The organism is Hydrogenophaga sp. ZJX-1 (assembly GCF_048590325.1).
Lineage (GTDB): Bacteria > Pseudomonadota > Gammaproteobacteria > Burkholderiales > Burkholderiaceae_C > Hydrogenophaga.
Genome location: NZ_JBMBRA010000008.1, coordinates 98185 through 111081, shown reverse-complemented (window position 1 = coordinate 111081; position 12897 = coordinate 98185). Strand labels below are relative to the sequence as shown.

The following is a 12897-nucleotide window of genomic DNA, read 5'->3' as shown; positions in this document are numbered from 1 at the left end:
TTGCTTATGGATGCCCTGCTCAATGCCGCCGACTCGGCGTTACGCACTATTTTTGTGCATCCTCGCGCCTCGCGCGCCTGTCCCACTGTTCCCGAGTGTGGCGACGAGCAACTGAGTGAATCAGACCGGATTTTGTCTGGCGCCCTGATGAGGGTGAATCATGTTGGTGAGGTGTGCGCTCAGGCGTTGTACACCGCACAAGCGCTAGCGGCACGCTCACCCCGGGCCAACCAACGGACGACCCATCCGGCACTGGCGGTCCAGCTGGAGGCCGCAGGCAAAGAAGAAACCGATCACTTGGCCTGGACCCGACAGCGCCTGGACGAACTGGGCGCACGTCCCTCCCTGCTGAATCCGCTCTGGTATGCGGGTGCTTTTGGACTGGGCTTGCTGGCAGGGCGCTTTGGGCCGGGCGTTAGCCTGGGCTTTGTGGTGGAAACGGAGCGCCAAGTGGAAGCTCATCTGGCGAGCCACATGGACCGCCTGCCTCCCGGTGATCAGGCGTCACGGGCCATCGTGGCTCAGATGAAGGACGACGAAGCACGCCACGCCCGCGAGGCCCAACACGCGGGTGCCACCGAGTTGCCAGAACCCGTCAGGGGCCTGATGCGGCTTGCCGCCCGTGTGATGACGACGGTGGCGCATCGGATCTGAGCGCCTGAAGCCCCCTTCAGCGTGGGCTCAGGCTTCCAGCACGTCGAAACCGGTGGTGATTTCCGCCGTCTTGCCCAGCATGATGCTGGCGGAACAGTATTTGTCGTGGCTCATGGCAATGGCTCGCTCCACCGCCATGGGCGGGATGGCCTTGCCGGTGACCGTGAAATGCATGTGGATCTTGGTGAAGACCTTGGGATCGGTCTCGGCCCGTTCGGTGCTGAGCTTGACGCTGCAGCCCCGAACATCGTGACGGCCACGTTTCAGGATCAGCACCACGTCGTAGGCGGTACAGCCACCAGTGCCTGCCAGAAGTGTTTCCATGGGCCGCGGCGCCATGTTGGCCCCGCCATTTTCAGGTTTCGCGGCGTCTGGAGCACCGTCCATCGCCAGCACATGACCACTGCCGGTTTCCGCCACAAAACCCATGTGCGATCGGGTGCCGGTGGCGCCTGTCCAGGAGACGGTGCATTCCATGAAGCTTCCAGATGTGAAATAAACGACGATTTTTGAATCTGCTCCCTAAAAAGGAGCAAATTCAGGATTCAGGATGTTGCGATGCAGCATGCGAGCGCTATACTGACGTCATTGTATTGAAGGTTGTCTCCTCTGCCCTCCAAGGGTGGATTTAAACCCGGACCGGTTCTTCCAGTCCGGGTTTTTTTTGGCCGGCTGGCGCGCTCTATATGATGAGCACCGAGGAAACACCATGCCCGTCAGCCCCAAAAAGCCCGCCGCCCCTGCCGCTCTGCCGGCCTCGTCCCCCGTCACAACGCTGACACCCGCCGAATACCTCAAGAAGATCCTGACAGCCCGGGTCTATGACGTGGCCGTTGAATCGGCCCTGGAACCGGCAAAAAACCTGGGCCGGCGTCTGCACAACACAGTGCTGCTCAAGCGCGAAGACCAGCAACCCGTGTTCAGCTTCAAGCTGCGCGGTGCCTACAACAAGATGGCGCAGCTGACCCCCGAGCAGCTGAAAAAGGGCGTGATCTGTGCGTCGGCCGGCAACCACGCCCAAGGCGTGGCGCTGGGCGGCCACAAGCTGAGCACCCGCGCGGTGATCGTGATGCCGACCACCACCCCACAGGTGAAGGTGGACGCGGTTCGGGCGCTCGGCGGTGACGTGGTGCTGCACGGCGACAGCTACTCCGATGCCTACACCCACGCGGTGGCGCTGCAGAAAAAGCAGGGCCTGACTTTCGTGCACCCGTTTGACGACCCGGACGTGATCGCCGGCCAGGGCACGATTGCCATGGAAATCCTGCGACAACTGCAAAGTCTGGGTTCGGACCACCTGGACGCGGTGTTCGTAGCGATAGGCGGCGGTGGGCTGATTTCGGGCGTGGCCAACTACATCAAGGCGGTGCGCCCGGAGATCAAGGTGATCGGCGTGCAGACCGTGGACTCCGACGCCATGATGCAATCGGTCCAGGCGGGCCAGCGCATCACGCTGGCCGATGTGGGTCTCTTCGCGGACGGTACAGCCGTCAAACTCGTGGGCGAAGAAACCTTCCGCATCGCCAGTGGTCTGGTGGACGAGTTCATGGTGGTCGACACCGACGCGGTGTGTGCGGCCATCAAGGACATCTTTATCGACACGCGCAGCATCGTCGAACCCTCAGGCGCGATGGCCGTTGCTGCGGTCAAACAGTACGTCGCCAAGCACAAGACCAAGGGCGAAACCTATGCTGCCATCCTGTGCGGTGCCAACATGAACTTCGACCGGCTGCGCTTCGTGGCCGAACGCGCCGAGGTGGGTGAAGAACGCGAGGCCCTGTTCGCCGTGACCATCCCCGAAGAGCGCGGCAGCTTCAAACGTTTTCTGGAAACCATCGGCGACCTGCCCGGTGGACCGCGCAACGTGACCGAGTTCAACTACCGCATCGGCAACGCCAACACGGCGCACGTTTTTGTGGGACTGACCACGCAGGGCAAGGGCGAGTCGGCCAGGATCGCCACCAATTTCAAGCGCCAGGGTTTCGAGGCGCTGGACCTCACGCACGACGACCTCGCCAAAGAACACATTCGCCACATGGTGGGTGGGCATTCACCGCTGGCCCAGGACGAGCGTCTGTTGCGCTTCGTCTTTCCCGAGCGGCCGGGCGCCTTGCTCAAGTTTCTCAGCCTCATGCGTCCGGGCTGGAACATCAGCCTGTTTCATTACCGCAACCAGGGCGCTGACTACGGCCGCATCCTGGTTGGGCTCCAGGTGCCGCCCAAGGACGACAAAGCGTTTGCGCGCTTCCTCGACACACTGGGCTACCCGTACGTCGAGGAAACCGCCAATCCGGTGTACCGTCTGTTTCTCAAAAGCTGAGGCACCGACACCATGGACGCAAGGACTGAAACAGTGGTTGAAGAACCCCGGAACAGGACGGCCTTGCCCGAACCGCAGTGGCCGCATGTGGCGCCCACAGATAACGCTGAACTGGCGATTTCTCTGCGGCAACAGCTCCGGCCGGAGCACCAGCCCGAACACGCCTTGGGCCGCATGGAAACGCTGGCCGTGCAACTGGCCAGCATCCAGCACACCAGCCCGCTGATCTTCGATCAGATCCGTCTCGACCAACCGCAACTGCTGGTGTTTGCTGGCGACCACGGCATTTCTGACGAGGGCGTCTCGCAGTCTGAACAAGGCCTCACCCGTCTCCGCGTGCTGCACATGTTGCAGGGCACGTCACTGGTCAACAGCCTGGCCGAGCAGCAGGGATTCGACCTGACCGTGGTGGATGCGGGTGTGGCCTCCCACATCCTGCCGCCCGGCGATGCCCCGTCGCAAGTCCCCCTCCTGCTGCGCAAGATCGGTTACGGCACACGCAACATGGTGCTGAGTCCGGCCATGTCGGTACCGCAGGCCATCGCCGCCCTGCACGCGGGCATGGACGTGGTGAAGCACCTGCCCGGCAACGTGCTCGCCCTCGGCGATGTCGGCGTGGCCAACACATCCTGTGCAGCGCTGCTGCTGTCGCGCCTTTGCGGTGTGCCACTGAGCGACGCCTGTGGAGTCGGCGCCGGCCCGGACGAGGTCTGGCTGAAGCACAAGCTGGAGAAACTCTTCGCCGCAGCCAGCCGGCACCGCAAAGCGGTCAAGCCACTGGACGCGCTGGCCGCCATGGGCGGATTTGAAATCGCCATGATGGCCGGCGCGATGCTGCAGGCTGCGAGCGAGCGGCGCGTGGTGCTGGTTGACGGGTTTGTGGCCGGAGCGGCCGCGCTGGTGGCGCGCGGCCTGGTCCCTGCTGTGGCGGACTACCTGGTGTTTGCCCACCGGTCGGCTGACCCGGGCCACCGCTTGCTGCTGATCCACCTGCAAGCCCAGCCACTGCTGGACATGGAGCTGCGCATGGGTCAGGGTGTGGGCACCTTGCTGGCCTGGCCCCTGCTGCAGGCGGCCCAGCGGCTCTTGACGCACTGAACCGGGGTCTTTCAGTCCTCGACCTTCGGCAGGATCAGTTGCACCGTGCTGGGCCCGGTGCGCTGGGGTCCCAGCCGGGCTTCACGGCCGTTCACCGACTGCAGCACCAACCCCGCCTCCAGCGCATCGCCCACCCGGACGGGGCGCGGCGGTTGGTCGTCAACAGCGATCAGGGCTGCGCCGCCCTGCCCTGGGCGAACCGCCAGACCGATCAACCGGTAACGCGTCGCGGGCGGCGGCGGCGCGCCCTCGGCCACTCCTTGTTGCGGACGCGATCCCAGCGCGCGGGCCACCGCGGCCACGTCGGCCTGGGGCGCCGATACCGCCAGCGCGGCCAGCGGGGTCAAAGGCCCCTGCCCCCACGCACGCAGCGCCCAGTACCCGGCACTCAAGCCCGCCGCCAGCCAGAACAAGCCGGCGGCCAGAGCAGGCCAGAAACGGCCTCCCGCCCAGCCCGCTGCCGCACTGGCCACAGGGTTGAAGACGCGCCCGGAGAATGCCCGTTTGTTCATGGCCGCATTATGATCGACCGACTGTCACGACCCTCTGTGGGTGTGCCTGCCGCTGGATGCCGTTCAGACCGGCGCACCCCAGCCATCTGCTCCCGGGAGATCGCCTTGAAACACCACCCTCTGTCCCCACACACCACTGCGTTGATACCCACCTGGCGGCGTTCGCTGCAGCGCGGCTTCACGCTCATTGAACTGATGGTGGTGCTGGTCATCATCGGCGTGCTGGCCGCGCTGATCGTGCCCAACGTGCTCGATCGCGCCGACGACGCCCGCGTCACCGCGGCCAAGACCGACGTCAACAACCTGATGCAGGCACTCAAGCTGTACCGCCTCGACAACCAGCGCTACCCCACGAGCGAGCAGGGCCTGAACGCACTGCTCGTCAAGCCCACCATCAACCCGGTGCCACCCAACTGGCGCCCTTATCTGGAGAAGCTGCCGGGCGACCCCTGGAACCGTCCGTACCAGTACCTCAACCCCGGCGTGCACGGCGAAGTCGACGTGCTGTCGCTGGGCGCTGACGGCCAGCCGGGGGGCGAAGGCCGCGACGCCGACGTCGGCAGCTGGCAGTGAACGAACTCCCCCCTGCGCCGCTGCGCGGCTTCCCCCCAGGGGGACGGTGCCTTTGGACCGGCGGAGCCGGATCTTCGGCACCCGCTGGGCGGATGCACCTCGCTTGCAGGAGCCTATTGAATCCCGCTTGTTTGTCCTCGCGCCCAGACGCATTGCTGGAGTGCTGAGGTGCTGCCAGTTGCTCCACGCACCAGCCTGCCCCAGCGCGGTTTCACCCTGCTGGAGCTGATGGTCGTTGTGGCCATCGTGGCGTTGGCCACGGCCGGCGTGAGCCTGACCTTGCGCGACAACGACGCCAGCCGGCTGGAGACCGAAGCCCTGCGCCTGTCGGCGCTGCTCGAATCGGCGCGTGCCCAATCGCGCAGCAGCGGCGTGCCGGTGTACTGGCGGCCGACAGCGGAGGGGTTCGAATTCCTGGGCGCGCCGGCGCGCCCGCAGGCGCCAGCCTCTCTGGCGAACGAACGCAGCTGGCTGCACCCGGAGACCCGGGTGCAGATCGCCCAGCCCACCGGAGCGAGCAGCCTGGTGCTGGGTCCCGAGCCCCTGATCGCGGCGCAGCGCCTGCGGCTGATGCATGGCGCGCACCAGCTGACGCTGGGCACCGATGGGCTCTCGCCGTTCGCCGTGTTGCCCGAGACCGCTGCACCATGAACACCGCGCGTTTTCGTGAAAGCCGTACCCAGGGCTTCACCCTGATCGAAATCCTCGTCGCGCTGGCGGTGGTGGCGATCACGCTGGCCGCCGGCATGCAGGCCACCGGCGCCCTCACCCGTGCCGCGGAGCGGCAAAGTGATCAATGGCTGGCCCAGCTCTGTGCCGAAAACGAACTGACCAAGCTGCGCCTGAACCGCCAGCTGCCGGGTGTGGGCGAGAGCACGAGCAACTGCGAACAGGCGGGACGGCAGCTGCAGGTGCGGCTGGCCGTATTGCCGACGCCGAACCCCAACTTCCGGCGCGTCGACGCTGTGGTCGAGGGGCCGGTGCAAGGGGTGAACGCGCGGCTGCTCACCTTGTCCACGGTGATGGGGCGGTACTGAGGTGAAACACCCCCGCCGCGCTTCGCGCGACCCCCAAGGGGGCGGCACTGGCCGTCCGGCAAAGCCGGCCCGGCGGAGCCTTGGGCTGGACCGTTTCGTGCGGCGCGGGTCGTCGCACGACCAGCACCGCGGTTTCACGCTGATCGAGCTGCTGGTGGCGCTGGCGGTGATGGGCTTGCTGGCCTTGCTCAGCTGGCGCTCGCTCGATGGCATGAATCGCGCCCAGGAAATCACCCAGCAGCGCGCCGACGAGATCCTGCGGCTGCAGGCGGCGCTGGGTCAGTGGGGTGCCGATCTGGACGCTTTGGTCGAAACCGGCGAACTGGGTGCGCTGGATTTTGATGGCCGCGTGCTGCGCCTGACCCGGCGCGACAGCACCGAAAACGCACTGCAGAGCCCAGGCATCCGGGTGGTCGCCTGGACGCGCAAGGACCCGACGGCCGGCGGCACCGGCGGCCCGCAATGGACGCGCTGGCAATCGCCGCCACTGCGCCGCCGCGACGAACTCGCGCAAGCCTGGGAACGGGCCTCGCAATGGGGACTCGGTGAACAGCAGCGCGATGGGGCGGGCACCAACGACACCGCACTCGCACTCATCGGCATCGACCGCTGGCAACTTTTCTACCACCGTGGCGCCACTTGGGGAAATCCGCTGTCGTCCATCGGCAATGAAGGCCGTGGCGTGGCGGGGGTGAGCCTGCTGCCCAACGGGGTGCGCCTGGTGCTCGAACTGTCTGCGGGCCAAGGCCTCTCGGGCACGCTGGTGCGCGACTGGGTGCGGCCGACCCTGGCGGCCGGATCGCCATGATGAAAAACCGCCGACGCCCCATCGGTCGCCAGCGCGGCGCGGCACTGCTGCTGGCCATGCTGGTCGTGACCCTGGTCGCCACGCTGGCCTCGGCCGCGGTGTGGCAACAATGGCGCTCGGCCGAGGTGGAGGCGGCCGAGCGCCAGCGCGTGCAGGCGAGCTGGATACTCACCGGTGCGCTGGACTGGGCGCGGCTGATCCTGCGGGAAGATGCCCGGGGCAACCGCAACAGCGGCCACGCCGATCACCTGGGCGAGCCCTGGGCCACACCGCTCGAAGAAGCCCAGCTCTCCAGTTTTCTGGCCGCCGACAAGAACAACAACAGCAACAGCGCCGACGACATGTTGCCGGCCTTCATGTCGGGCGAAATGTCCGACGCGCAGTCGCGCCTGAACGCCTTGAACCTGGTCCGCCGCACCGGCAGCGGTGCGAAAACCCAGGTCGAGGTCTCGCCGCCCGATCTGGCGGCTTTCACCAAGCTCTACCAGTTGCTGGACCGGCCGCAGGCCGAACTCGACAACCTGGTTTCGGCCCTGCTGAGCACGTCGAACCTGGCGCTGAACGACCCCAAGCCCTCGCCCACGCCGCTGCTCCCGACGCGCTTCGCGCAGCTCGGATGGCTGGGGGTCAGCCCGGCCAGCCTGAAGGCCCTGCAACCCCACGTCACGGTGCTGCCCGAACGCAGCACCCTGAACCTGAACACCGCCAGCGCCGAAGCGCTGAGCGCCAGCATCCCCGGTCTGGACCTGGCCCAGGCGCAGCTGCTGGTCAGCGAGCGCGCCGACCGGCCCTTCAGGGATCTGCCTGGCGCGCAGGCCCGCATTCCCGGCGCCACCAACGAGACCGTCAACAGCCAGCAACACGATGTGCGCAGCCGCTTTTTCGAGGTCCGGGTCCGCTTGCGGCTGGACGACACCGTGACCGAAGAACATTCACTGGTGGTGCGCAACGGGCTCAATGTCAACGTCCGGTGGCGCGAGCGCGTCGCCGCCCGACCATGACACGCCGGCAGGGTGTCCGACACCATAGACGATCCGCCGGTACGCTGCCGGTCCCTAAAATGCAGAACATCCCGCGTGCGCGCACCCTTCCCTGACCCAGGCCCGACGTGCTGATCCTCACACCCACTTCGTTCTCCGTCGCCAGCGCCACAGCCTCCGGTGCGACGCTGGACTGGGCGCGCTCAGGCAACGGGCAACAACTGGCCGAGCACGGCACCTGCGCGGCCTCGCTGCTGCCCGCCGACGACGACGTGGTGCTGGTCCTGCCACCCCACGCCGTGTCCTGGCACCGCGCCACCCTGCCCCGTGTCGCCAACGCCAGGCTGCGCGCCGTGCTCGACGGCGTGCTGGAAGAACACCTGCTGAGCGACAGCGGCGAGCTGCATTTCGCGCTCGAACCGGGTGGCCGATCCGGGCAGACGGTGTGGATCGCCGCCTGTCACAAGGCCTGGCTCAAAGGCTGGCTGCAGGTCCTGGAAGACACGGGCCGCCCGGTTTCGCGCATCGTGCCGTCGATCTGGCCGCACCTGGCATCGTCGCGCAGCGTGGCCTCTCCGACGGTTCACTGGGCCCACCACCAGGCCGGTCGGCCCTGGCTCGCGAGCGCCAGCGCGCTGGGCGTGGTCTGCACGCCGCTGCAACCCGGCAGCGCCGGCGTGGCGGCCCTGGTCATGCCCATCCCGGGGGACACCGAAACGCCCGACGGCGCCACCCAGTGGCTGGCCGAGCCCGCCGCCGCGGCCGAAGCCGAACAATTGCTCGGCCAGCGCTTCGAGCTCGTGGCGCTGCCGGCCTGGCTGCTGCGCTGCGCCCAGTCCGAATGGAATCTGGCGCAGTTCGACCTCAGCCTGTCCAGCACCGCCCGGCGCGGCCAGCGCCTGCGCCAGACCCTGCGCCAATGGCGCAGCGCGCCGGCCTGGCGGTCTGCGCGCTGGGGGCTGGCCGCGCTGCTGGTGGTCCAGCTCATCGGCCTGAATGCCGCCGCCTGGCAGGAGCGGCGCGTGCTCGCGGCCAAACAGCAGGCCCTGGGGCAGACGCTGCAGCGCAGCTTTCCGCAAGTCAAGCTGGTGCTCGACGCCCCCTTGCAGATGCAGCGCGAGCTGACCCGCCTGCAGCGGGCCAGTGGCACCTTGGCCCACGGGGACCTCGAAGCCATGCTCGGCGTGTTGGGTCGGGCCACCGACGCCCCCGCAGCCGCACTGAGCAGCATCGATTTCAGCAGCGCCGAAGGCCGCTTCACCATGACACCCGGCAGCGAAGACGCACTGCCAACGCTGCAGCAAACCCTGCAGCGCAGCGGCTGGCAGGCGCAGGTCAAAGACACCGAGCTCACCCTGCGCCCGGCAACCCCCTGACACCGATGAACACACGCACCCGACCCACCACCGTCCTGGCCCGTTTCGGTCAGGGTTTGGGCGCAGCGCTCGAACGCCTGTCGCCCCGCGAACGGCGCGCGGTGTTTGCCGCCGCCTGGGTGGTGGGCCTGAGTCTGCTGTGGTGGCTGGCGCTCGCGCCGGCCCTGAGCACGCTGCGCCAGGCACCCGAACGCCATGCCCGGCTGGACGCCCAACTGGCACAGATGCAACAACTGGCCGCCAGCGCCGAACAGTTGCGCTCGCTCAACACCAGCCCGCCGCCCGGCCGCGCCGCCACGCTGCGCGCGCTGGAGCAATACACCAGCCAGTTGGGTGGCACGGCGCAGGTGTCGGTACAGGGTGATCGCGCGAGCGTGAATTTCCGGGGCACCGCACCCGAGGCCCTGTCCCAGTGGCTGAACCAGATGCGCGTCAATGCCCGTCTGCTGCCAGTGCAGGCCCAGCTCCAGCAGCAGGCAAACCCCGTCGGATGGAGCGGGCAACTGGTGCTGGCGGGGCCCGGTCTGCAGTCGGACGAACGATGAGCAGCCGCTGGTCCGTGCGCCTGGCCTGGCTCGGCGGCAGCCTGGGCCTGTTGCTGGCCATGCTGCTGTTTGCGCCCGCGCGCTGGCTCGCCGCGGCCATGCACAGCGCCAGCGCGGGCCAGGTGCAACTGGTCAACGCGCGCGGCAGCGTCTGGCAGGGCCAGGCCGACCTGCTGCTCACCGGCGGCGAAGGCAGCCGCAGCCTGAGCGCCCTGCCCCTGGGGCTGCGCTGGCGGCTGGCGCCAGCCTGGGCTTCGGGCCAGCCAGCCGTCGCGCTCCAGCTCAACACACCCTGCTGTTCGCCCGAGCCGCTGGACATCCTGCTGCTGCCCGGCTGGCAGGGCATGGAACTGCGTATCGCCGCCTTCAGCAGCCAGTGGCCCGCCGTGTTGCTGGTGGGTCTGGGCACCCCCTGGAACACCTTGCGGCCCGATGGCCAGCTCGCGCTGCGCTCCAGCGGCCTGGTCGTGCAGCAGGTGCAGGGTCGCCTGGGCCTGCAAGGTGGCCTGACCGTGGACGCGCTGGACATGGCGTCCCGCCTGTCCACCCTGCGCCCGCTGGGCAGTTACCGCTTGGAACTGCTAGCCGCGGCCGACGGCCACAGCACCACGCTGAACCTGAGCACGCTGCGCGGCGGGCTGCGGCTGCAGGGCAGCGGCCAGTGGGTGGGCGGACGGCTGCGCTTCCAGGGCGAGGCCCAGGCCGCTCCCGGGCGCGAACAAGCGCTGGACAACCTGCTCAACATCCTCGGGCGCCGGCAGGGACCGCGCTCGATTCTGAACATTGGCTGAAGCGCGGCACCGCCGATGCCCAGCACTTCGCGATAGGATCAAGCGATGAACCGCATACCCTCCCGAGCCCAGCCCACCCGGGTCCATCCGATATCCGGGCAGACAGCGGGTCTGCTGAAGGCGCTCACCCTGGCCGGCTGCCTGTGCCTGCTGCCCGGGCCGGTCGCGCTGGCGCAAAGCGGGCGCAGCGAGCCCGTGGTGCTGAGTTTTGTCGACGCCGAGATTGAAGCGGTCGCCCGCACCATGGCGTCCATCAGCGGGCGCAACGTGGTGGTCGACCCACGCGTCAAGGGCACCATCAGCCTGTCCACCGACCGGCCCGTTTCTCCTGCGGCCGCACTCAACCAGTTCAGCGCCGCGCTGCGGCTGCTGGGCTTTGCCCTGGTGGACACCGGCGGCCTCTACAAGATCGTGCCCGAGGCCGATGCCAAGCTGCAGGGCAACCCGGTGAACGCCGGCCCGGTCAGTTCACTGGCTTCGTCGAACCAGATCGTGACCCAGATCTTCCGCCTCAACCACGAGGCCGCCAACAACCTGGTGCCGGTGCTGCGTCCCCTGATCGGCCCCAACAACACCATCAACGTCAACCCCGGCAACAACTCGCTGGTGATCACCGACTACGCCGACAACCTGAAGCGCATCGGGCGCATCGTCGCCGCGCTCGACGTGGCCGGCGCCTCCGATGTCGAGATCATTCCGCTGCAGCACGCCATCGCGATCGACATCGCCCCGCTGATCACGCGCCTGATCGAGCCGGCCACCGTGGGCGCTGGTCAGACCGCCGACACCTCTTACAAGACCACCCTGCTGGCCGAGCCGCGCAGCAACACCCTGGTGCTGCGCGCGGCCAACCCGGCGCGCCTGGCGCTGGTGCGCTCGTTGGTGGCCAAGCTGGACCAGCCCCGCGGCCAGGAAGCAAGCGGCAACATCCATGTGGTCTACCTGAAAAACGCCGACGCCACCTCGCTGGCGACCACGTTGCGCGCGGCCATGGCCGGCGAAAGCGGCACGGGCGGAACCGGTGCACCGACCAGCGCCCCCACCGCCGTCGCCATCCGTGCGGCGACCGGGTCCACCGCCGCTGGCAGCCCGCAGGCCACGGCACCGGTGGCCGCCAGCGCCAGCCCGTCCACCGGTGGACAGATCCAGGCCGATCCGGCCACGAATGCGCTCATCATCACCGCGCCCGAGCCGCAATACCGGCAGTTGCGCGCCGTCATCGACCAGCTCGACGGGCGGCGCGCGCAGGTCTACGTGGAAAGCCTGATCGCCGAGGTCAACGCCGACAAGGCAGCCGAATTCGGCATCCAGTGGCAAGGCCCGCTGGGCAATTTCGGCGACAGCGTGGTGGGCCTGATGGGCACCAACTTCGGCACCGGCGGCAACAACATCCTGACCAACCTGTTGCCCATCGCGCAGGGTGACACCGCCAGCATCACAGCGCCAGGCACCGGCCTGAACATCGGCGGCGCCCAGCAACGCAACGGCGTCTACATCCTCGGCTTTCTGGCGCGCTTCCTGCAGCAGAACGGCGAGGGCAACATCCTGTCCACGCCCAATCTGCTGACACTGGACAACGAAGAGGCCAAGATCGTGATCGGCCAGAACGTGCCCTTCGTGACCGGCCAGTTCACCAACACCGGCAGCAACGAGGGCTCGGTCAACCCGTTCCAGACCATCGAGCGCCAGGACGTGGGCCTGACCCTGCGCGTGAAGCCGCAGATCAGCGAAAACGGCACCATCAAGATGACCATCTTCCAGGAGGTCAGCAGCGTGCAGGCGTCGTCGATCAACTCGGCCACGGGTCTGATCACCAACAAGCGCACCATCGAATCGACGGTGCTGGTGGACGACGGCGGCATCGTCGTGCTGGGCGGCCTGCTGCAGGACGAATACGCCGGCAACCAGGAAAAGGTGCCCGGCCTGGGCGATGTGCCGTTCTTTGGCAACCTGTTCAAGAGCGAGACCCGCAGCCGCAAGAAAACCAACCTGATGGTGTTCCTGCGCCCGGTGGTGCTGCGCGACGCGCGTGCCACGACCAATCTCTCGCTCGACCGCTACGACCTCATGCGCGCCGCGCAGAAAGACGCCCAGCCGGTGCCCAGCAGCGTGGTGCGCGTGAACACCGCGCCTGTGTTGCCGCCCCAGCGCGCACCCGAGGCTTCGCAGCCGGCACCGCCCGCCGCCCCGGCCAACTGATCCC

The 12897-nt window shown here is 67.7% G+C and carries 14 protein-coding genes; 12 read left to right on the top strand and 2 right to left on the bottom strand.

The features are described from left to right. Positions 1 to 6: 6 nt before the first annotated feature. Positions 7 to 654 carry a 2-polyprenyl-3-methyl-6-methoxy-1,4-benzoquinone monooxygenase gene (gene coq7 / locus ACN5W5_RS20515; RefSeq protein WP_420050301.1) on the top strand — a complete coding sequence of 216 codons (648 nt, stop codon included), beginning with the start codon at positions 7 to 9 and terminating at the stop codon, positions 652 to 654. Positions 655 to 681: 27 nt separating this feature from the next. On the opposite strand, the gene ACN5W5_RS20510 is transcribed toward coq7, so the two are convergent. Further along, positions 682 to 1131, bottom strand: a complete 450-nt coding sequence (locus tag ACN5W5_RS20510) for an OsmC family protein (protein ID WP_420050300.1) — start codon at positions 1129 to 1131, stop codon at positions 682 to 684. A gap of 232 nt (positions 1132 to 1363) precedes the next feature. On the opposite strand from ACN5W5_RS20510, the gene ilvA reads away from it, so the two are divergent. Both ilvA and ACN5W5_RS20500 read left to right on the top strand, forming a co-directional pair. Beyond that, positions 1364 to 2974: a threonine ammonia-lyase, biosynthetic gene (gene ilvA / locus ACN5W5_RS20505; protein ID WP_420050299.1), complete on the top strand. Its 1611-nt coding sequence runs from the start codon at positions 1364 to 1366 to the stop codon at positions 2972 to 2974. A gap of 87 nt (positions 2975 to 3061) precedes the next feature. Next, positions 3062 to 4072 carry a nicotinate-nucleotide--dimethylbenzimidazole phosphoribosyltransferase gene (locus ACN5W5_RS20500; protein ID WP_420050298.1) on the top strand — a complete coding sequence of 337 codons (1011 nt, stop codon included), beginning with the start codon at positions 3062 to 3064 and terminating at the stop codon, positions 4070 to 4072. A gap of 11 nt (positions 4073 to 4083) precedes the next feature. Here ACN5W5_RS20500 and ACN5W5_RS20495 read toward each other — a convergent pair whose 3' ends face one another. Continuing rightward, entirely contained in the window at positions 4084 to 4584 is a 501-nt protein-coding gene (locus ACN5W5_RS20495; protein WP_420050297.1) for a type II secretion system protein N, read from the bottom strand. Positions 4585 to 4689: 105 nt separating this feature from the next. On the opposite strand from ACN5W5_RS20495, the gene gspG reads away from it, so the two are divergent. From gspG to gspD, 9 genes are all read left to right on the top strand, one after another. Beyond that, complete coding sequence (gene gspG, locus ACN5W5_RS20490; RefSeq protein ID WP_420050296.1) at positions 4690 to 5157, top strand: type II secretion system major pseudopilin GspG; 468 nt, start codon at positions 4690 to 4692, stop codon at positions 5155 to 5157. A gap of 168 nt (positions 5158 to 5325) precedes the next feature. Further along, on the top strand, positions 5326 to 5808 hold the full coding sequence (locus ACN5W5_RS20485) for a prepilin-type N-terminal cleavage/methylation domain-containing protein (protein WP_420050295.1): 483 nt from the start codon (positions 5326 to 5328) through the stop codon (positions 5806 to 5808). Then, positions 5805 to 6194, top strand: coding sequence for a type II secretion system minor pseudopilin GspI (gene gspI, locus ACN5W5_RS20480; protein ID WP_420050294.1), 390 nt, complete (start codon positions 5805 to 5807; stop codon positions 6192 to 6194). Before ACN5W5_RS20485 ends, gspI begins: the two co-directional genes overlap by 4 nt. A gap of 97 nt (positions 6195 to 6291) precedes the next feature. Then, positions 6292 to 7002, top strand: coding sequence for a PulJ/GspJ family protein (locus tag ACN5W5_RS20475; protein ID WP_420050293.1), 711 nt, complete (start codon positions 6292 to 6294; stop codon positions 7000 to 7002). Further along, positions 7002 to 8003 (top strand): type II secretion system minor pseudopilin GspK, encoded by a 1002-nt coding sequence (gspK, locus tag ACN5W5_RS20470; protein WP_420050292.1) that lies wholly within the window; start codon positions 7002 to 7004, stop codon positions 8001 to 8003. Before ACN5W5_RS20475 ends, gspK begins: the two co-directional genes overlap by 1 nt. 107 nt (positions 8004 to 8110) lie before the next feature. Then, the gene (gspL, locus tag ACN5W5_RS20465; RefSeq protein ID WP_420050291.1) at positions 8111 to 9358 is read left to right on the top strand and encodes a type II secretion system protein GspL; all 1248 of its coding nucleotides are present in this window, start codon (positions 8111 to 8113) and stop codon (positions 9356 to 9358) included. A gap of 5 nt (positions 9359 to 9363) precedes the next feature. Beyond that, positions 9364 to 9903, top strand: a complete 540-nt coding sequence (gene gspM / locus ACN5W5_RS20460; protein ID WP_420050290.1) for a type II secretion system protein GspM — start codon at positions 9364 to 9366, stop codon at positions 9901 to 9903. Further along, positions 9900 to 10694 carry a type II secretion system protein N gene (gene gspN / locus ACN5W5_RS20455; RefSeq protein ID WP_420050289.1) on the top strand — a complete coding sequence of 265 codons (795 nt, stop codon included), beginning with the start codon at positions 9900 to 9902 and terminating at the stop codon, positions 10692 to 10694. Before gspM ends, gspN begins: the two co-directional genes overlap by 4 nt. 45 nt (positions 10695 to 10739) lie before the next feature. Continuing rightward, positions 10740 to 12893, top strand: coding sequence for a type II secretion system secretin GspD (gene gspD / locus ACN5W5_RS20450; protein WP_420050288.1), 2154 nt, complete (start codon positions 10740 to 10742; stop codon positions 12891 to 12893). The last annotated feature ends 4 nt before the right edge of the window (positions 12894 to 12897 follow it).

Coding starts and splice junctions, on each gene's coding strand:
- gspM (WP_420050290.1), top strand. CDS start 9,364: ATGAACACACGCACCCGACCCACCACCGTCCTGGCCCGTTTCGGTCAG.
- ACN5W5_RS20495 (WP_420050297.1), bottom strand. CDS start 4,584: ATGAACAAACGGGCATTCTCCGGGCGCGTCTTCAACCCTGTGGCCAGT.
- ACN5W5_RS20510 (WP_420050300.1), bottom strand. CDS start 1,131: ATGGAATGCACCGTCTCCTGGACAGGCGCCACCGGCACCCGATCGCAC.
- gspK (WP_420050292.1), top strand. CDS start 7,002: ATGAAAAACCGCCGACGCCCCATCGGTCGCCAGCGCGGCGCGGCACTG.
- ilvA (WP_420050299.1), top strand. CDS start 1,364: ATGCCCGTCAGCCCCAAAAAGCCCGCCGCCCCTGCCGCTCTGCCGGCC.
- gspI (WP_420050294.1), top strand. CDS start 5,805: ATGAACACCGCGCGTTTTCGTGAAAGCCGTACCCAGGGCTTCACCCTG.
- gspD (WP_420050288.1), top strand. CDS start 10,740: ATGAACCGCATACCCTCCCGAGCCCAGCCCACCCGGGTCCATCCGATA.
- gspN (WP_420050289.1), top strand. CDS start 9,900: ATGAGCAGCCGCTGGTCCGTGCGCCTGGCCTGGCTCGGCGGCAGCCTG.
- coq7 (WP_420050301.1), top strand. CDS start 7: ATGGATGCCCTGCTCAATGCCGCCGACTCGGCGTTACGCACTATTTTT.